Origin of the sequence: Desulfovibrio sp. An276, assembly GCF_002159665.1 — a bacterium.
Classification (GTDB): domain Bacteria; phylum Desulfobacterota; class Desulfovibrionia; order Desulfovibrionales; family Desulfovibrionaceae; genus Desulfovibrio; species Desulfovibrio faecigallinarum.
Map to the genome: position 1 here is coordinate 1 of NZ_NFJC01000045.1, position 18,340 is coordinate 18,340.

An 18,340-nucleotide genomic window follows, 5' to 3' on the forward strand; every position below is an offset into this window, starting at 1 on the left:
TGGGTATAAGTGGGAAAGTATTGTGTCTTACCCGGGGAGGCCTCACAGACGGCAGCAATGCCGGAGTAAAGCTTGCTGTGAGGAGTCAGCAGAGGGCGTAGTACCCTCCATTTGGAGGCGAAGGCCTGAACCTCTAAACAACCATCATAGGCGCTGAAATTTCAGACATGAACATGTGCGATACAGAAGCCGCTGGGCAGAACCCCCGGACCATTCAGAGGGTAGGTGACGGAATCACCGAGAGTATGGAGGGTGTATCAAAGTGTTTGGCAAGGACAGAGACCGATGGTGAGTCAAACCTTATGGAAGAAATGGCTGACTGGAAAACGTGTACAGTGAAACATGGGTTCCTGTCGTTTCTCGAAGTAACGGAATACCTCAGAGCCAAGAAAGCCTTGTTTAGTTGAACCGCCATGATACGTGACCCGTACGTCCGGTGGTGTGGGAGGTTGGGGCGAGAAATCGCCCCCGCCTACCCGATTTCCCGGACAAGGTAGTAAGGTATCTTGAGGCCAACAACATGCGCTAGATAAGGGACAGATTTTGCCCAATGGGTCTGTCCTTCGGGGCAGACCCTCCCTTTTGGGGCGTACCCCATGTTGCGGAAAAATCCCGCAAGGGAAGCTTTGGCCCCTGTCTTTGGCCCGCATTTGGCAAGGCAATTGGCAATTTGCAATTTCTGGCCGGTTGCAAATTTCTGCGCTTTTTTGTACTCACACCTTTTTGGAACGTCATGTCCCGCAGGGATGGGCCTGTCCCATTCCTGTCCGGATTTTTTTTCTATCAACGTCAATCCCGACATCTGTCTGATGGAGGTGTCTCTTGTTGTTTGTCAGTGAGGCTTTTGCCATGGCTCCCCCGCAGGGCGCTGCTGGTGCCGCCCCGAGCGGCACGGACATGCTGATGCAGTTCTTCCCCCTCATCCTCATGTTCGTCATTTTCTGGTTTCTGCTCATCCGTCCCCAGCAAAAGCGCGCCAAGGCCCACAAGGCCATGCTGGCTGCCCTGAAGAAGGGTGACTATGTCATGACCTCCGCCGGTTTTGTGGGCCGCATCCTCGAAATCGACGACGAATACGTGCTTATCGAGTGTGGCGAAGCCAAGCTGCGCATGAGCCGCGCGGCCGTGGGCAGCCTTATCGACAAGGACGGCAAGGCCATCGAGCCGGAGCCCGCCAAGAAAAAGTAGCCTGCACACTCGATTTTCCAACAACGCTTTTTTGACCGCCCCAGGGATGGTTGAGAAAGCGTCTTTGCATTTTTTTTCATGGGGCGCGCCCCATGACAGGAGTCACCATGATTCAAAGATGGCGTGTCCTTGTCATCCTCCTGGCTCTGGTCCTGACACTGGCCTACGCCCTGCCCAACATTCCCGTGATCGGCCCGGCCCTGGCCCCCATTTTGCCTGACGCCAAGGTGAACCTGGGCCTTGACCTCAAGGGTGGCATACATCTCACGCTGGGCGTCGAGGTGGACAAGGCCGTGGCAAACAGCCTTGCCATTACCGGCCAGGATCTGCGCAGGGAAGGGCAGGACAGAAACATTTCCGTGCTGCGTGTCCGTGTGGTTGGCGGCACTGCCCTTGAATTTGTTGTGCCGCGTGCCGAGGACGAGGACGCGTTCAGGGAAATGGTCGCGAAGCGTTTCCCCCAGCTTGTCCTTGAGGAACCGCAGCGCGGCGAGGCGGGCCAGCTGAGATACCTTGCCCGCTTCACGCCCGAAGAGGTGAAACGCCTCGAAGACATGGCCATGGACCAGGCCCTGCGCACCATCCGCAACCGTATCGACCAGTTCGGCGTGGCCGAACCCGATATCCGCAAACAGGCGGACAACCGCATCCAGGTGCAGCTGCCGGGCATCTCCGATCCTCGCCGTGCAGTGGAACTTCTGGGCCAGACAGCCCATCTTGAGTTCCATCTTGTGCGCGACGACGTGGATCCCAACAATCCCGTGATGCCCGCAGGCGTCATCGCCCTGCCAATGCTTGAGAAAAATCCCGGTCAGGCGCAGGAGCGCGAGACCCTCATAGCGGTCGAGCGCGACGCAATGCTCACAGGCGAGGATGTGGCGGACGCAAGGCCTGCCTTTGACCAGATGAATCAGGCCTACGTGACTCTGAACTTCAACCGCAGGGGCGCCGACATCTTCGAGCGGGTCACTGCCGAAAACGTGAACCGCCGCATGGCCATCGTTCTCGATGGCAAGGTCTATTCCGCTCCTGTCATCCGCGAACGCATTGGCGGCGGCCGCGCCAGCATTTCCGGCAATTTCACAACAGCCGAGGCTCAGGACCTTGCCATTGTCCTGCGCGCAGGCTCCCTCCCCGCACCTGTCAGTGTCCTCGAGGAACGCACGGTCGGTCCTTCCCTTGGTCAGGAATCCATCGACAGTGGCATCACTGCAGGCGTCGTGGGCGCAGTCCTCGTCATGATCTGCATGGCAGTGTACTACGGCATGAGCGGCGTCATTGCCGACCTCATCCTCTGCTTCACCCTGCTCATCATCCTTGCCGGCATGTCCGCCTTCGGGGCAACGCTCACGCTGCCCGGCATAGCGGGCATAGTGCTCACTGTCGGCATGGCAGTGGACGCAAACGTCCTCATCTACGAACGAATACGAGAGGAACTGCGCAAGGGCTTTACGCCACTGGCCTCGGTCAAGGCAGGCTTTGACGCGGCCTCGGTGGCCATCATCGACTCCAACCTTACGACCATCATTACGGCAGTCATTCTCTACCAGTTTGGCACCGGGCCCGTGCGCGGCTTTGCCGTCTCCCTGACCCTGGGCATCATAGGCTCCATGTTCACGGCTGTCTTCGTGTCCCGCGTCATCTTTGAGTACATTGCCCGCAAGCGCGGCTCCAAGGGTCTGAACATCTAGGGAGGGACACATGCCATTCCAACTCGTAAAACCCAACGTCAACATAGACTTTACTGGCAAGAGAAAGATAGGCTTCACCCTCTTCGGCCTTGCTCTGCTGCTCTCCCTGCTCTCGGCAACCCTTGGCAACGGGCTGAAGCTCGGCATCGACTTTGCCGGCGGCGTCATAGCCCAGGTCCGCTTCGAACAGGTGGTGGACGATCAGACCCTGAAGAAGAGCCTCGATGTGCCCGAACTTCCGGGCCTGTCCATACAGCGCTACGGCGAAGTGGGCAGGGACTACCTTCTGCGCTTCAATTCGAGCGAGATGGCCCCTGTGGAGCTGCGCAACCGCATAGAAACCTCCCTTGTCAAGGCCTTTCCTGACAATCCGGCCACCATGGAGCGCCTTGAGGTCGTGGGTCCCAAGGTCGGCAAGGATCTGACAGAAAAGGGCTTAAGCGCCATCTTCTACGCCATCCTGACCATCGCGGTCTACATCTCCGGCAGATTCGAGCAGCGCTGGATGGCCGCAGCAGCCATGGCTGCCTGCCTGTGGGGCGCGACCTATGTGGTGGGGCTTACAGGTGTCAGCACCGGCATCCTTGTCTGCGTGGCCATGGCCATCACTTTGGGTGTCTGCTACTTCATGCGCCTGGCCTTCGCGCTTGCCGCTGTCACAAGTCTTCTGGTAGTCGTTCTGATAGTCTTGGGGCTTCTCTCGGCGCTCAACATAGACCTTGATCTGAACGTGCTTGCTGCAGTGCTCACGGTCATAGGCTATGCCCTGAACGATACCATCATCACCTTTGACCGTCTGCGCGAAAACCTGCACCTGCACGGCGACAGGCCCATGGAAGAGCTCATCAACCGCAGCATCAACCAGACCCTTGCAAGAACAGTGCTCACGGTTGGCACGACATTGCTTGCCTCTGTTTCCTTGCTGGTCCTTGGTGGTGGCGTCATCTACAGCTTTGCACTCGCCATGACAGCCGGTGTGGGCATTGGTGTGTTCTCCACCATGTTTGTGGCCTGCCCGATGCTGCTCTACCTTGGCGATACGGAATTCTACGTCAGAACGTCCAAGAAGAAGGTTTACGAAAAGCCGGGCGAACACGGCATGGTTTAGTCTCAAGCCTGATTCAGACACGTTTTGGGGGATCCTTAGGAATGGGGGTCCCCCCTTTTTTCGTCCGGATTGCCGGAATCATGGAAAATGTCCCTTGCCTGAGGCAAGGAAGTCCAAGTATTGACGCCATTCAAAGTGTGCTTATGTTTCTTGCAGTCACCCGGAAGGACCCTTGGATATCACAGGGGCATATCGGGCGACAGGAAAGCGTGCCCTCATGCAAGGGCATATTTTTTGCCCGGCAAGACGGACGCAAATCCCGGGCACGCTTCACGTGGAGGAACCATGGCAGTTTCCTATAAGGATTACTACAAGCTCTTGGGCGTGGATCGTTCCGCAGACAAGGACACGATAGCCAGAGCTTACAAGAAGCTTGCAAAAAAATACCATCCTGACCTCAATCCCGGCGACAAGAGCGCCGAGGAGAAGTTCAAGGAAGTCAACGAAGCCTACGAGGTTTTGAAGGATCCGAAAAAGCGCCAGCTCTACGATCAGCTTGGCCCCAACTGGCAGCAGGGCCAGCAGTTCGGAGGCTTCGACGGCTTCGGAGGCTTTGGCGGTTTCGGAGGCCAGGGCTTTGACGGCCGCAATATGCACTTTACCTTCAATGGCCGCGACATGGGCGACATGGGCGGCATGGGTGGAAGTGGCTTTTCGGACTTTTTCGAATCCCTGTTCGGCCAGGGCAGCGGCTTTGGCGGAGCCGGCGCCTACTCTCGCGCCCCAAGGCGTGGGTCAGACATCAACGTCAACGTGGAGCTGACGCTCGCCCAGGTCCAGGAAGGCGGACGCCACCCCATTGCCCTGAATCTCGACGGCGAGCGCAAGACCTACGAGGTCAATATCCCCAAGGGCATAGCGGACGGAGCAAAGTTGCGCCTCGCTGGGCGCGGACGTCCCGGACCCGCAGGGCCTGGAGATCTGCTTGTCACCATACGCTACCGCGAGGATCCGAACTTCAAGGTGGGCGAGGACGGAAGAACACTGCAGTGCGATGTTCCCGTAGCCCCCTGGGAAGCAGCCCTTGGCGGTGTCATCGAGGTACCCACCCTGGAGGGCAGGGTGCAGATCAACCTGCCAGGCAACAGCAATTCGGGTCGCGGTTTTCGCCTGCGTGGCAAGGGCCTTGGCCCGGAGGGCAGGCGCGGCGACCTCATAGCCCGCATACAGGTGCAAATGCCCCAGACAAGCTCCGCGGAAGAGGTGGAGCTTTGGAAGAAGCTTGCCTCGTGCTCCTCGTTTCGGCCAAGGCAGGGGAGGTAGGTCATGCAAGGGACCATCACAAGAAAGATGCTGAGCCAGATAGAAGGCATGGCAGACATACGGCCAAGGCAGCAGGATCTGCCGGCAACCTCGCACCTCTTGAGCGAGGACGAATTTCTCTCCCTCACCGGCCTTGCCAGGGAAAGCCTGGACGAGCTCGTGCAGCTTGAGTGGCTTTCCTGCGTGAAGACCAGGGAGGCTGTACTCTTTCAAATGAGCGACATATTGCGTGTCAGAAAGCTGGACAGGCTGTGCGGAGATTTTGAGCTCTCCACCCTGGGCGGCACCATAGTCGTAGACCTTCTTGAGCGCATAGCAGAGCTCGAAGACGAGGTGCGCCATCTGCGCAGCCGTCTCTGATTGTTGTCAATCCGGACATTTTTCTGGCCCAAGCAGCGGGCCAAAAACAGGAATTGGGGAGATCTTCTCCCCTTTTTTGCTTTCTGAAGAATTGGGCGGCAAACAGGGCCGACAACAACAGGACAAATATTTCCTGTCCGGTCTGGACAAGTTTTTCTTCATGCTTATTTCTTCTTGTGCAGGAAGATGGGGACTGAAACAGATTGTATCCCTGATGCAAGCTCCTGCTGCGAGTGAAAAACTCAGGGAGAAAACTGAAAATACCCTCTTGTTCTTCCGCAAGGAAAAGACAGAAATTCGTCAAAAAAGCACACAATACTGTCATTAACAGTCACATATCATACAGCAAAAGAAATGATACATGAGAGCGCTTGATTCAAGCGCAATCGATCCTCGGGATCGGGGAGAAGTACATGAACATAGAAAAATTTACCGACAAGGCCAGAGAGGCTCTTGGCGATGCCCAGGGCATAGCCAACGGCTTTGGTCATCAGGAAACGGATACAGCACATCTTGCCCTGGCCCTGATTCGTCAGGACAAGGGCATAGTTCCTGCCATACTGCAGCGCATGGGCGTGCAGCTGAAAGCTCTCGATGTGGCCATCGAGGAAGTGGTGCGCAAGCGTCCGTCGGTTTCCGGCATTGGCGTTGAGCCAGGCAAGCTCATGGTGAGCCAGAACCTTCTCAAGGTCATTACCGCAGCCCAGAAGGAAGCAGCCCGCATGAACGACGAGTACGTGAGCGTGGATCATCTCTTCTGCGCCATCACGGACGAGGCGACAAGCGAGCCTTTGGGCAAGGTTTTGCGCGAGTACGGTTTGTCCCGTGCTGCCTTTGCCAAGGCCATGGAGGAGCTGCGCGGAGGTGCAAGAGTCACCAGCGCCAACCCGGAAGAGACCGTCGAGGCCCTTTCGAAGTACGCACGCGACCTTTTGCAGTACGTGCGCGACGGCAAGCTTGATCCTGTCATAGGCAGGGACGAGGAAATCCGCCGCGTCATACGCATCCTCTCGCGCAGGACCAAGAACAACCCCGTGCTTATCGGCGAGGCAGGTGTTGGCAAGACAGCCATCGTGGAAGGTCTGGCCTACCGTATCGTCAAGGGCGACGTGCCCGAGAACCTCAAGGGGCACAAGCTCTACGCCCTGGACATGGGCGCCCTCATTGCCGGTGCAAAGTACCGCGGCGAATTCGAGGAAAGGCTCAAGGCAGTCCTGAAGGAAGTGGAGAAGAGCGAGGGGACAATCATCCTCTTTATCGACGAACTCCACACCATCGTGGGTGCAGGCAAGACCGAAGGCTCCATGGACGCAGGCAACCTTCTGAAGCCAATGCTGGCCAGGGGCGAGCTGCACTGCATAGGTGCCACAACCCTGGACGAATACCGCAAGTACATCGAAAAGGATCCCGCCCTTGAGCGCAGGTTCCAGCCCGTCCTTGTGGAAGAGCCCAGTGTGGAGGACGCCATCTCCATTCTGCGTGGCCTGAAGGAACGCTTCGAGGTGCATCACGGCGTGCGCATCAGCGACTCTGCCCTGGTGGAAGCAGTCATGCTCTCCCACCGCTACATCCCGGACAGGCAGCTCCCGGACAAGGCCATTGACCTCATCGACGAGGCAGGTGCCATGATCCGCACGGAAATCGATTCCCTGCCCACGGAACTGGACGAGATCAACCGCAAGGTCATGCAGCTGGAGATCGAGCGCGAGGCTCTGCGCAAGGAAGAGGACGAGGCTTCACGCGAACGTCTTGAAAAGCTTGAAAACGAGCTGAGCGAACTGCGCACGGCCCAGGCCGCAAAGCGCAGCCAGTGGGAGCGGGAGAAGGCAGAGATAGAGCGCGTGCGCAAACTCAAGGCCGACATCGAACAGGTGAACAACCAGATCGAGGACGCCAAGAGGGCCGGCGAGCTGAACAGGGCAGCCGAACTCACCTACGCGCGCCTGCCAGCCCTGAAAAAGGAGCTGGAGCAGGCCTCGAAGGCCCAGCAGGGCAGCGAGGGAAGGCTTCTGCGCGAAGAGGTGGGCCCGGACGATGTGGCCCAGATCGTGGCAAAATGGACCGGCATTCCGGTCACAAGGCTTTTGCAGTCGGAAAGGGACAAGCTTCTGAAGCTGGGAGACCAGCTGCACAAGAGGGTTGTGGGCCAGGAAGAGGCCGTGGCCGCAGTGGCCGAGGCAGTGCTGCGCTCCCGTGCAGGCCTTTCCGACCCCGCACGCCCCACTGGTTCCTTCCTCTTCCTTGGTCCTACGGGCGTTGGCAAGACCGAACTGTGCAAGGCCCTGGCAGAGGCGCTTTTTGATACCGAGGACAACATGGTTCGTCTCGACATGAGCGAATACATGGAAAAATTCTCTGTCTCCCGCCTCATCGGTTCCCCGCCAGGATACGTGGGCTACGAAGAGGGCGGCCAGCTCACGGAATCCGTGCGCCGCAAGCCCTATTCCGTTGTGCTCTTTGACGAAATCGAAAAGGCGCACCCCGATGTCTTCAATACCCTTTTGCAGGTTCTGGACGACGGACGCCTTACGGACAGCCAGGGACACACTGTCGATTTCCGCAACACCATCATCATCATGACCTCAAATATAGGCGCAAAGCGCCTGCTCGAGGGCATAGACGAAAATGGCAACCTGGATTCCTCCGCAAGGAACGATGTCCTGGCAGAACTCAAGAACCACTTCAGACCCGAATTCCTGAACCGTATAGACGAGACTGTCATCTTTACGCCCTTGAGGCGCAGCGAGGTCACGCGCATAGTTGACCTGCAGCTCAACCTCCTGAGAAAGCGCCTTGCGGACAGGCAGATCGCCCTGGAGCTCACGGACAGCGCCAGAGAGTTTGTGGCAGACGAAAGCTACGATCCCATCTACGGCGCGCGTCCCCTGAAGCGCTACGTTCAGCATTACATCGAAACGCCCCTTGCCCGCAGCATCATTGCCGGCGAGGTGCGCGACGGCCAGACCGTTGTCGTGGATGTGAAGGACGGCGAGCTTCACTTCGAACCCAGGAACAGGGAAGCGGACAAGAGCGCGGCCTAATCCGGACATCCGGACATCCGGGCAAATCCCCAAAATGACAAGACTCCTCCTCACCTTCTGGCGAAGGTGCAGGGGGAGTCTTTTTTGTCCATGGCCCCAGGCAAGGCTCTTGGCTCCAGAGCCCGCCAGAAAGCGAAACTGCGGGAGAGGAGAAGGCAGGACAGGCGGACGCACAAAAAGGTCGGAACAGGGAATGGAGGCATGCACTTTCCTGGCAATGTCTCTCATTGTGTTCTGTACCTTGTATTTCCTTCATGCAAGGAAGCCATGAAACAGAGTGCAGGAGCGTGCAGCATGTCTGTGAAGCCGCCCCTGTACAGGCAAAACAGCGGGAAGATCCTCATGCATATTCTGCAATGGGGGCAAGGCAAGTTTCGGTTTTTGTTGACTTGTCAGGCCTGCGGGCGTATCAGTAACGTATATGTCTGTCTTAACACAGCCGCGGGCGGAACGCTTCATCCCCCCGCATTTTGGAGGTACCATGGCCCGAGAAGCCCTGATCAAGGATTTCGAAAACATGCTCGGAAAGGAAAACGTCTTTTCCTCCGAAGCCGATCGCCGCACCTATGCCTATGACGCGGCAGTTCTCAATCCTGTAGTTCCCGCCTTTGTCCTTCGTCCCACCACCACCGAACAGCTCGGCCAGTGTGTGGTGAAACTCTACAACGAAGGCATCCCCATGACCGTGCGCGGCGCGGGCACCAACCTCTCTGGTGGCACCATTCCGGACACCAGCGACACGGTTGTCATCCTCACCTGTGCCCTGAACCGCATCCTCGAAATCAACACCAACGACCTCTACGCAGTTGTTGAGCCCGGCGTCGTGACTGCTGATCTCGCCAACGCCGTTGCCGCCAAGGGCCTCTTCTATCCCCCGGATCCCGGTTCCATGAGTGTCAGCTCCATCGGCGGCAACATCGCCGAGAACGCCGGCGGCCTGCGCGGCCTGAAATACGGCGTGACCAAGGACTACGTCATGGGCGTGGAGTTCTTTGATTCCACCGGCGGTTGGGTGCGCAGCGGCTCCCGCACAGTGAAGTGCGTGACCGGCTACAACCTCGCCGGCATGTTCATCCAGAGCGAAGGCACCCTGGGCGTCCTGAGCCAGGCCGTGCTCAAACTCGTTCCTCCGCCGAGAGCCTCCAAGGCCTGCCTCGCCGAATTCGACGATCTGCAGAAGGCTGCAGAGGCCGTTGCCGGCATCATCGCAGAGCACATCCTGCCCTGTACCCTGGAATTCCTTGACAACAACACTATCGTCAAGGTCGACGACTTTACCCACATTGGCCTGCCCCGCAACGCCGCAGCCATCCTCCTCATCGAGGTTGACGGCCATCCGGCTCAGGTTGCCGACGACGCAGAGGCCGTTGAGCGCGTGCTCAAGGCCTGCGGCGCCACCGCAGTGCACGTTGCCAAGGACGCTGCCGAAAAGACACAGCTGTGGGAAGCCCGCCGCCAGGCCCTGCCCGTTCTTGCCCGCGTGAAGCCCACCACCGTTCTCGAGGACGCCACTGTTCCGCGTTCCCAGATCCCTGCCATGATGAAGGCCATCACAGAGATTGCCAAGAAGTACAGGGTTGACGTGGGTACCTTCGGCCATGCCGGTGACGGCAACCTGCACCCCACCTTCCTGTGCGACAAGCGCGACAAGGAAGAGTACGCCCGCGTGGAAGCCGCCATCGACGAAATGTTCGATACGGCCATCAAACTGCAGGGCACCCTTTCCGGCGAGCACGGCATCGGCACAGCCAAGGCCAAGTGGATGGAGAAGGAAACCTCTCGCGGCACCATCCTCTTCTCGAGGAGGCTGCGCAAGGCTCTTGATCCCAAGGGTCTGCTCAATCCCACAAAGCTCGTCGGGATCATGGGAGGCGAATAATGGCTGATGTTAAGGCGCTCGTAAGCCGTCTGATGACGCTTGAGGACAGGATTATCGCCTGTATGCGCTGCGGCAACTGCCAGGCCGTGTGTCCCATGTTCGGGGCCACCCACATGGAAGCAGACGTTGCCCGCGGCAAGCTTGCCCTGGTTGACGATCTTGCCCACGAGCTCATTCGCGACCCCGAAGCTGTGGCCGACAAGCTCGGACGCTGCCTTCTGTGCGGCTCCTGCCAGGCCAACTGCCCCTCTGGCGTGAAGATCATGGACATCTTCATGGAAGCCAGGGAAATCGTGTACAACTACCTGGGCTTAAGCCCCATCAAGAAGGCCATCTTCCGCGTGGTGCTGGCAAAGCCCAAGCTGTTCAATGTGGGCATGCGCATAGGCAGCCCTGTGTCGCACATCCTCTTCAAGAAGGATAATACGGCCCAGCAGACAGTGAATTCTCCCCTGCTTCGTCCCCTTATTGGCGACAGGCACATCCGCTCCCTGCCCAACGTGCCCCTGCACGCCAAGGTCGGCAATCTCAACGAACCCCGCAAGTTCGGCGGTCTCAAGATTGCCTTCTACCCTGGCTGCATGGGTGACAAGTACTATGTAGGCATGGCAGAGGCCTGCCTCAAGGTGTTCAAACACCACAACGTGGCAGTCTACATGTCCTCCGATTTCGCCTGCTGCGGCATCCCCGCAGTGTCTTCCGGCGACGGCAAGGCCATGGTCATGTATCTGCGCAAGAACCTTGAGCTTCTCGGTGACGTGGACTTCGACTACATTGTCACCCCCTGCGGCTCCTGTGCTGGTACCATGAAGGAGTACTGGCCCAAATACGCACATCGCATTGACGATACCGCGTATTATCTTGCCAAGAACATTGCCAAGAAGACCATGGATGTGACACAGTTCATCGTGGACGTCCTTGGCGTGCATGCCATGCAGCCCAGGGACAACGCAGTAGACGTGACCTACCACGACTCCTGTCACCTTCGTAAGGGCCTTGGCGTCCACACCCAGCCGAGGGAGCTCCTGCAGGCCAATCCCGGCTACCACTATGTGGAAATGAAGGAAGCCGATCGCTGTTGTGGCTGCGGCGGATCCTTTACTCTGTTCCACTACGATCTGAGCAAGCAGATAGGTCAACGCAAGCGCGACAACATCGTGAACAGCAATGCCCGCATTGTTGCCGCAGCCTGCCCTGCCTGCATGATGCAGTTGGAAGACGTGCTTGCTTCCAACCACGACAGCGTGACCGTGAAGCATCCTGTGGAAATCTACGCCGAAAGCCTCTAGTTCTGGACTTTAGGGCATAAGGCTCGCATACTCATTGGAGCGTGTCCTTTCAGGGAAATCCCCCGAAAGGCACGCTCCTTTCGTCTTGCTTTCCCCCTGCAAGATTGCTACTCCATTGCATAGAAAAACATGCGTGGAAAAACACTTCTTTGCATATATCCCAACCTTCAAGGAGATACCGTATCATGGGCATTCAGGCAGCATGTGTTCTTGCAGCTGGCAAGGGAACCCGTATGCATTCCGCAAAACCAAAGGTTCTGCAGACAGTCCTAGGCGAACCCATGGTGCGCTATGTCCTGCATGCGCTGGAAGAACAGTTTGCCGGCAATATCTGGCTTGTGACAGGACATGGAGCAGAAGAAGTGCAAAAGAGCGTGCTTTCCTTTGCTCCCGACGCGCACTTTGTGCTGCAAAAGGAACAGCTCGGCACAGGGCACGCCCTGGCCTGCGCCCTGCCGGATCTGAAGGCAGCGGGTGTTGAGCGCGTGCTTGTCATCAACGGCGACATTCCCCTGATCGAGAGAACGGTTCTGGCAGACTTTGTGGCTGGCATGGGCGAGAGCGATCTGGCCTTTGCGACCATTACCCTCCAGGATCCGGGCGCCTACGGCCGCATTGTGCGCGTGGACGGTGTTTTGCACGGCATTGTGGAGGCCAAGGACTACGATCTCGCAAGGTACGGCGCACCGTCGGGAGAGGTGAATGCCGGTCTCTATTCCATAAGTCTTGCCCTGTGCGAGGAGCTTTTGCCCCTGATTGGCAATGCCAACAAGAGCGGCGAGTACTACATCACGGATCTCGTGGGGCTCGCGTTAGAGCGCGGCTACAAGGTGAAGGGCATAGTCTGCGGCAACAACACGGCACTCCTTGGCGTGAATTCTCCCCTGGAGCTGGCCCAGGCAGAGGGCATGCTGCAAAAGTCCGTGAATGCAAGTCTTCTTTCCTCTGGCGTTCTTCTGCATGCGTCAGAAACCGTGCGCATCTCGCCCTTTGCAGAAATAGAGCCAGGCGCAGATATCACCGGTCCCTGCGAGATCACTGGTCACACAAGGGTGTGCGCAGACGCGCGCATCATGACCAACTGCGTTGTACGCGATTCTCTAGTCGAATCCGGCGCGGAAATCCGGCCCTTCAGCCATCTGGAAAACGCCATTGTCCGCTCCGAGGCCCTGGTTGGTCCCTACGCAAGGCTGCGCCCGGGTGCAGAGCTTGGCTGCCGCTCCCATGTGGGCAATTTCGTGGAGCTCAAGAAGACCCATCTGGGCGAGGGTGCCAAGGCAAACCACCTCACCTACCTTGGTGACGCGACCGTTGGTGCCGGAACCAATATCGGTGCAGGCACCATTACCTGCAATTACGACGGCAAGCACAAGTTCCAGACACACATTGGCGAAAACGCCTTCATAGGCTCCAACACTGCCATGGTGGCACCTGTGCGCGTAGGTGACAATGCGCTCATTGGTGCCGGCTCCATCATCACAAGGGATGTTCCGGACAACGAGCTTTCCATCGCAAGGGCAAGACAGAAGAATCTCGGGCCCAAGAGAAATCTCGGCCAATAGCTGATTTTGCCGCACCCTGGATTTGCAGGATCCCTCTTTTGGGGAAATTCCGCTTTTTCGTCAAATATCGAATACTTTTCAGCAACTTGGGCTCTATCTGCGCAAATTCGTGACACTTTTCTTGCCAAGGGCCAAAGCATGGGGTATAAGAAAGCCATGGACAATCTCCAGCGCCTTGAACACGAAGTGCACAGACTGATATCTGAACTTCGGGACACGCGGGCAAGGCTCGCAAGGGCCGAGGAGAGCTGTTCACAGCTACAGGAACAAAACCGCGCAATGCGCCTTTTCCTCGACGGCGAAAAAGCCAGACGGGAGACAACCCTGGCCAAGGTCAATGTCCTCATAGGCAGGATCGAAGCCCAGCTCGGCGCGGAGACAGTTAGTGACACCCGAACCCAATAACCTTAACCTTCTCGGCATTTCCATTCCCCTGAAAGCTGGGGCTGACTCAACCCGTATGCGCGAGGCAGTGGAACTGGTCCAGAAGAGCTTTGACGACCAGACGCACAGGGCTCGCAGTGGGCAGAACAAGGAAACTCTTCTGATTCTCACTGCCCTTGGACTGGCTGACGAGTTGCTACAGCTCAAGAAACAGCGGCATGAAACGGACATTCGCCTTTCCGCGCTGCTGAATTATATAGACTCTACGAATTAACTTGCATTCCCCTGACCGGCCCGTGATTTCTCTCCCAGTGCTGACCGAACAAGCTTGAATTAGGGAGCCGGATTCTGTTTCCCCTGTGCATGCCCGGCATTTGACCGGGAGTCCTAAAGGAAACACACTGGAGCCCACCCTGGGAAACCGGGTTCTACATTGGCAAGAAACACGACCAGTCGGGGGTCTGCGTCAATTCATGGCAACCTGTCGTGACCGATGAAGGTCATACAGTCTCGTCCCGCACAGCCCAACACTCGCGAGGTCTCGCAGTGCGGGCTTTTTTTATGCCCTTTGAAAAGGTCGCAAGGCGCGTGAGCATGCAATTCGGGACAATTTCCCGATCTACATAAAGGAAGGGATACGTATGGAATTTCTCTATGCACTCATCGCCCTTGCTGTCGGGCTTGCAGCAGGGTGGTTTATCCATAAATTTGTGGTGACCAAGCGCCTTGGCGATGCGGATGTGCTTGCCAGACGCATAGTTTTGGAAGCGCGCAAGGAGGCGCAGGCTCAGAAGAAGGAGATCATCCTGCAGGGCAAGGACGATCTCTTCAAGCAGAAGAGCGAGCTTGAAAGCGAGTTCCGCGATCGCGAACGCGAGGCAAAGGCAAGGGAACGCAAGCTGGAGGACATGGGAGCGCGCCTTGAGGAAAAGGCGGAACGCATGTCCACAAGAGAGCAGCAACTGCTTGCCCAGGACAAGGAGCTTGCCCGCAGGGAGCGGCAGATAGAAGAGAACGAAAACTTCCTCGCCACCCGTATAGAGGAGCAGGAGCGCAAGCTTGTGGAGATAGCCGGCCTCACTCCCGACGAGGCAAAGAATCTCATCATGGCTGACGTGCGCAGCAAGAGCCTGCACGAGGCTGCCCGCATGGCACGTCAGATTGAGACCGAGGCCAAGGATCAGGCTGACCGCAAGGCCAAGGAGATCATCTGCAACGCCATCCAGCGCTACGCAGGCGACTATGTGGGCGAGCAGACCGTCACGGCCGTGAGCCTGCCTTCAGAAGACATCAAGGGCCGCATCATTGGCCGCGAGGGCCGCAATATCCGTTCGCTCGAGGCTGCCACGGGTGTTGACCTCATCATCGACGACACCCCGGAAACGGTCATCCTTTCGGCATACAGCCCCCTGCGCAGGGAAATTGCCAAGATGGCCCTTGAGCGCCTTATCCAGGACGGCCGTATCCATCCAGCCCGCATCGAGGACGTTGTCCAGAAGTGCACCCAGGAGATGGACGCGCACGTGCGCGAGATTGGCGAGCAGGCCACCTTTGACGCAGGCGTGCACGGCATACACCCGGAGCTCATCAATCTCTTGGGTCAGCTGCGCTATCGTACAAGCTTTACCCAGAATGTGCTGCAGCATTCGCTCGAGGTCTCTGCCCTGTGCGGCCTCATGGCAGCAGAACTGGGCCTGGACGAAAAGAAGGCCAAGAGGGCAGGACTTTTGCACGATATTGGCAAGGCTCTGGACCACGAGATCGAGGGACCCCACGCCCTCATAGGTGCTGACGCAGCCAAGAAGTACAACGAGAGCAAGGACATTGTGCATGCCATTGCCGCCCACCACGAGGATGTGCGTCCCAATTCCGCACTGGCTGTCCTTGTGCAGGCAGCGGACTCCATTTCCGGGGCACGTCCTGGCGCACGCAAGGAGCTTCTCGAAAACTACGTGAAGCGCCTTGAGACCCTGGAGGCCATAGCCACAAGCTTCGAGGGCGTTGCAAAGGCCTACGCCATCCAGGCCGGACGCGAGGTGCGCGTCATGGTCAATGTCGATATGGTAGACGACGACATGACCTATGTGCTGTGCAAGCAGATAGCCGAAAAGATCGAAAAGGAGCTGACGTACCCTGGTCAGATCCGGGTGACGGTCATCCGCGAACGCAGGGCTGTCGGTTGCGCAAAGTAACAAGGTTTTTCCTGAACAAAACGGGGGAAGAGGACAAGGATCCTCTTCCCCCTTGTTGTATGCAAACACTGGCCTGAATGCGGAACAGTGTTGTCATCCGGGAATGTCCAGATATCCGGAAGCTATCTCGTGAGCTCTTCCAGACTCTGGGAAAAATCCTCGTACACGATTCCGGAAATTGGCTTTGGGGGCTTCAGAAACATAGCCATATACCAGGGGAGATAGTGCACCTTGCCAGCTGCAGAAACGTTGTCGTGGCAAAAGACAATTCCCTGCTCAAGAGCCCACTCCGAAACGTTCAGAACATTGGAAAGTGCCGCGTGGCGCCTGTAGTCCTTTCCGGACTTGATCTCAATCGGTAGGCAGGCTCTGCCTTTCTGGAGCACAAAGTCGATCTCTCCGTATTTGGGTTTGTTGAAATACCAGAGAGGAAAGCCGTTGACTGTGAATATCTGGGCAAAGACATTCTCGAGGATGCTTCCCATGTTCACTGCAAGGTTTCCGTGCAGGATGTCGAACTGGATGTTTTCCATGGAGGCAGCGCAAAGAAGACCTGTATCTCCCATGAAAAGCTTAAAAAGAGATCTTTTTTCCCTGCAGCGAAGAGGAAGAGTGGGTTCTGAGATAGCGTAGCAGGGAAGGGCAACGCCAGCGTCTCGCAACCAGAGGAAACTATCCTCGTAGCGGTTGTATCGTGCTGATTTATTGATGTCTGCCAAATTAAATCTGCGGTTTTTGTCATCGAGCTGTGAAGGAATCCGATCAAAAATATCTTGGACTCTGGCCTTCTCTCCATCGGCGTACTTTGCAATATCAAGTCTGTACAGGCCAAGGATGTCCTGCTGCAATTCTAGCACCCTGCGCATATCGTATGAGTTAACATATTCCTGTACTGCCGCTGGCATACCCCCCACAATGGCATAGAGGCGGAAGATCCGGCTCATTCGGGCGTGTATTGCAGGATGGACTGGCGTTCTGTTCTCAAAGGCAGTGCGGACATGGTCGAGAACCTCTGGCTGGATGCCAGTTGCCCAGGAAAATTCCTCAAGGTCAAGAGGAAACATCTGTAGAAGTTTCTCATATCCTACCGGGTATGAGGTGGCTTCACCACTTCGCACACCCAAAAGAGAGCCGGACTCAATATAGTCAAAACGTCCATCTTCAACGAGGAACTTGATGGCAGTCCGTGCTTGTGGGCATTCCTGAATCTCGTCAAAGAAGACAAGCGTCTCGTGAGGGACAAGAGAGGCACGAGTATAGGCGGTGAGGGCCGTAATGATAGTGTTTGCGTCCAGACTGCCACTGAAGATGTCTCTTGCATTTGGATCTTCCAGGAAGTTCAGCTCAAGAAAGTGCTTGTACTGCTCCTTGGCAAATTGCCGAATGATCCAGGTCTTGCCTGTCTGGCGGGCACCAGTGACGAGCAAAGCTCTTTTATGCTTATCATCTTTCCAATAAAGCAGTTTTTCCATGATCTTGCGGCGGAGCATAGATCCTCCCTCGTGATTGCTTGCCACGTTTTTTAAAGTGCAAAAATAAAATTTTGCAACGTTTTTTGTAAATCTCTTGTTCTTTTGTGCCACGTTTTTTTTAGATGAACAAGAAAGATTTGCTGCGTCTTTTGAACTTCGAGAAGTGGAATTTGTCACGTTTTTTGAAGTTCACGCTGCGAAATCTGAGGTTCGCTTAGATATCAAGGTGTTGTCTGTGGCAAGGTAGGCACGCAATCTGAGAGAATGTGACCCAAGAAACGTCCGGCCATAGGGAAAGCGCGAGGGGAAGGACAGCAAAATGCTCCCATGCCTTGAGGACAAGGGGGATGGATGGGCAAGGGGGAGAGTGGTGAACCCATGAGAAAGGCGCAGGGAGAAGAAGGGGACCTTGAGGCTCTTTTGCTGAAAAATTGGACAAACAAGAAAAAGACTAAGGTTTCAGCAGGTTGGCTTGTTGAGCTCCTGCGAAAACAAAAAAAGTTTGCCAAATTTGCAGATTTTTGTTGACAGACCCATGCCACAAGCGTAGAAGCCTCCCTCGCGCCAATTGAAAACGCACCTTGCGAGATCATTTGGGGCAAGGCTTCAGGCCAGTCTGGAAGGCAGTTTCAAGAGCTTCCAAAAAAAAGTTCAAAAAACTGCTTGACAGATGAAAATCGAAAAGCCTATAAGGAACTTTCCCGCGACTGAGAAGGAACGAAATTCTTCCGCGAAAAAAAAATCGCGAAACGAAAAAAAAGTTCTTGACAGTTGACAAGGAAAAGGGCATAAAGCCCGACGTCGCTTGAAACGGCGGCAGGTTCTGGTTCATTGACAAGTGAATAGCGAATGGGAAGAGAACTTTGAGATTCTGATTTCTGCGGCTTTGCCGCAGGGATTTGATACAGATT

The 18,340-nt window shown here is 56.5% G+C and carries 16 protein-coding genes and 1 other RNA gene; 15 read left to right on the forward strand and 2 right to left on the reverse strand.

What is annotated here, in order from left to right:
* Positions 1-849 precede the first annotated feature (849 nt).
* The 14 genes from yajC to rny all read left to right on the forward strand — a co-directional run bounded on the left by yajC (position 850) and on the right by rny (position 15,957).
* The gene (gene yajC, locus B5F76_RS13050) at positions 850-1,188 is read left to right on the forward strand and encodes a preprotein translocase subunit YajC (protein ID WP_087355321.1); all 339 of its coding nucleotides are present in this window, start codon (positions 850-852) and stop codon (positions 1,186-1,188) included.
* Positions 1,189-1,295: 107 nt separating this feature from the next.
* Positions 1,296-2,879, forward strand: coding sequence for a protein translocase subunit SecD (gene secD / locus B5F76_RS13055; protein WP_087355296.1), 1,584 nt, complete (start codon positions 1,296-1,298; stop codon positions 2,877-2,879).
* 10 nt (positions 2,880-2,889) lie between these two features.
* The gene (locus B5F76_RS13060; protein WP_087355298.1) at positions 2,890-3,987 is read left to right on the forward strand and encodes a protein translocase subunit SecF; all 1,098 of its coding nucleotides are present in this window, start codon (positions 2,890-2,892) and stop codon (positions 3,985-3,987) included.
* 285 nt (positions 3,988-4,272) lie between these two features.
* Complete coding sequence (locus tag B5F76_RS13065; protein ID WP_087355300.1) at positions 4,273-5,250, forward strand: DnaJ C-terminal domain-containing protein; 978 nt, start codon at positions 4,273-4,275, stop codon at positions 5,248-5,250.
* Positions 5,251-5,253: 3 nt separating this feature from the next.
* Positions 5,254-5,610 (forward strand): chaperone modulator CbpM, encoded by a 357-nt coding sequence (locus tag B5F76_RS13070; RefSeq protein WP_239407064.1) that lies wholly within the window; start codon positions 5,254-5,256, stop codon positions 5,608-5,610.
* Between the two features lie 76 nt (positions 5,611-5,686).
* Positions 5,687-5,938: a hypothetical protein gene (locus B5F76_RS13075; RefSeq protein ID WP_144268492.1), complete on the forward strand. Its 252-nt coding sequence runs from the start codon at positions 5,687-5,689 to the stop codon at positions 5,936-5,938.
* 85 nt (positions 5,939-6,023) lie between these two features.
* The gene (gene clpB / locus B5F76_RS13080) at positions 6,024-8,651 is read left to right on the forward strand and encodes an ATP-dependent chaperone ClpB (RefSeq protein WP_087355304.1); all 2,628 of its coding nucleotides are present in this window, start codon (positions 6,024-6,026) and stop codon (positions 8,649-8,651) included.
* 481 nt (positions 8,652-9,132) lie between these two features.
* A complete protein-coding gene (locus B5F76_RS13085) occupies positions 9,133-10,530 on the forward strand; it encodes an FAD-binding oxidoreductase (protein ID WP_087355306.1) in 1,398 nt (465 codons plus the stop codon).
* Complete coding sequence (locus B5F76_RS13090; protein ID WP_087355308.1) at positions 10,530-11,819, forward strand: (Fe-S)-binding protein; 1,290 nt, start codon at positions 10,530-10,532, stop codon at positions 11,817-11,819. The genes B5F76_RS13085 and B5F76_RS13090 overlap by 1 nt, the downstream gene beginning before the upstream one ends.
* 185 nt (positions 11,820-12,004) lie before the next feature.
* Positions 12,005-13,381: a bifunctional UDP-N-acetylglucosamine diphosphorylase/glucosamine-1-phosphate N-acetyltransferase GlmU gene (gene glmU, locus B5F76_RS13095; protein WP_087355309.1), complete on the forward strand. Its 1,377-nt coding sequence runs from the start codon at positions 12,005-12,007 to the stop codon at positions 13,379-13,381.
* Positions 13,382-13,519: 138 nt separating this feature from the next.
* The gene (locus B5F76_RS13100; protein WP_087355313.1) at positions 13,520-13,786 is read left to right on the forward strand and encodes a hypothetical protein; all 267 of its coding nucleotides are present in this window, start codon (positions 13,520-13,522) and stop codon (positions 13,784-13,786) included.
* Positions 13,767-14,039 carry a cell division protein ZapA gene (zapA, locus tag B5F76_RS13105; RefSeq protein WP_087355315.1) on the forward strand — a complete coding sequence of 91 codons (273 nt, stop codon included), beginning with the start codon at positions 13,767-13,769 and terminating at the stop codon, positions 14,037-14,039. The genes B5F76_RS13100 and zapA overlap by 20 nt, the downstream gene beginning before the upstream one ends.
* A gap of 5 nt (positions 14,040-14,044) precedes the next feature.
* Positions 14,045-14,229: non-coding RNA, 6S RNA (gene ssrS / locus B5F76_RS13110), on the forward strand.
* Between the two features lie 177 nt (positions 14,230-14,406).
* Positions 14,407-15,957 (forward strand): ribonuclease Y, encoded by a 1,551-nt coding sequence (gene rny / locus B5F76_RS13115; protein ID WP_087355317.1) that lies wholly within the window; start codon positions 14,407-14,409, stop codon positions 15,955-15,957.
* Positions 15,958-16,079: 122 nt separating this feature from the next.
* On the opposite strand, the gene B5F76_RS13120 is transcribed toward rny, so the two are convergent.
* Positions 16,080-17,447, reverse strand: a complete 1,368-nt coding sequence (locus B5F76_RS13120) for an ATP-binding protein (RefSeq protein WP_087355319.1) — start codon at positions 17,445-17,447, stop codon at positions 16,080-16,082.
* Positions 17,448-17,780: 333 nt separating this feature from the next.
* On the opposite strand from B5F76_RS13120, the gene B5F76_RS15000 reads away from it, so the two are divergent.
* The gene (locus B5F76_RS15000) at positions 17,781-17,957 is read left to right on the forward strand and encodes a hypothetical protein (RefSeq protein WP_162608853.1); all 177 of its coding nucleotides are present in this window, start codon (positions 17,781-17,783) and stop codon (positions 17,955-17,957) included.
* Between the two features lie 158 nt (positions 17,958-18,115).
* Here B5F76_RS15000 and B5F76_RS15190 read toward each other — a convergent pair.
* On the reverse strand, positions 18,116-18,340 hold a 225-nt coding region (locus tag B5F76_RS15190; RefSeq protein ID WP_204218415.1), incomplete at its 5' end, for a hypothetical protein.

What these genes read in the sequence shown, in the direction of transcription:
- B5F76_RS13090 (WP_087355308.1), top strand. Translation starts at nt 10,530, where the DNA reads ATGGCTGATGTTAAGGCGCTCGTAAGCCGTCTGATGACGCTTGAGGAC.
- B5F76_RS13100 (WP_087355313.1), top strand. Translation starts at nt 13,520, where the DNA reads ATGGGGTATAAGAAAGCCATGGACAATCTCCAGCGCCTTGAACACGAA.
- B5F76_RS13120 (WP_087355319.1), bottom strand. Translation starts at nt 17,447, where the DNA reads ATGCTCCGCCGCAAGATCATGGAAAAACTGCTTTATTGGAAAGATGAT.
- B5F76_RS13085 (WP_087355306.1), top strand. Translation starts at nt 9,133, where the DNA reads ATGGCCCGAGAAGCCCTGATCAAGGATTTCGAAAACATGCTCGGAAAG.
- secD (WP_087355296.1), top strand. Translation starts at nt 1,296, where the DNA reads ATGATTCAAAGATGGCGTGTCCTTGTCATCCTCCTGGCTCTGGTCCTG.
- B5F76_RS13070 (WP_239407064.1), top strand. Translation starts at nt 5,254, where the DNA reads ATGCAAGGGACCATCACAAGAAAGATGCTGAGCCAGATAGAAGGCATG.
- B5F76_RS13065 (WP_087355300.1), top strand. Translation starts at nt 4,273, where the DNA reads ATGGCAGTTTCCTATAAGGATTACTACAAGCTCTTGGGCGTGGATCGT.
- rny (WP_087355317.1), top strand. Translation starts at nt 14,407, where the DNA reads ATGGAATTTCTCTATGCACTCATCGCCCTTGCTGTCGGGCTTGCAGCA.
- clpB (WP_087355304.1), top strand. Translation starts at nt 6,024, where the DNA reads ATGAACATAGAAAAATTTACCGACAAGGCCAGAGAGGCTCTTGGCGAT.
- B5F76_RS15000 (WP_162608853.1), top strand. Translation starts at nt 17,781, where the DNA reads ATGGGCAAGGGGGAGAGTGGTGAACCCATGAGAAAGGCGCAGGGAGAA.
- B5F76_RS13060 (WP_087355298.1), top strand. Translation starts at nt 2,890, where the DNA reads ATGCCATTCCAACTCGTAAAACCCAACGTCAACATAGACTTTACTGGC.
- yajC (WP_087355321.1), top strand. Translation starts at nt 850, where the DNA reads ATGGCTCCCCCGCAGGGCGCTGCTGGTGCCGCCCCGAGCGGCACGGAC.
- glmU (WP_087355309.1), top strand. Translation starts at nt 12,005, where the DNA reads ATGGGCATTCAGGCAGCATGTGTTCTTGCAGCTGGCAAGGGAACCCGT.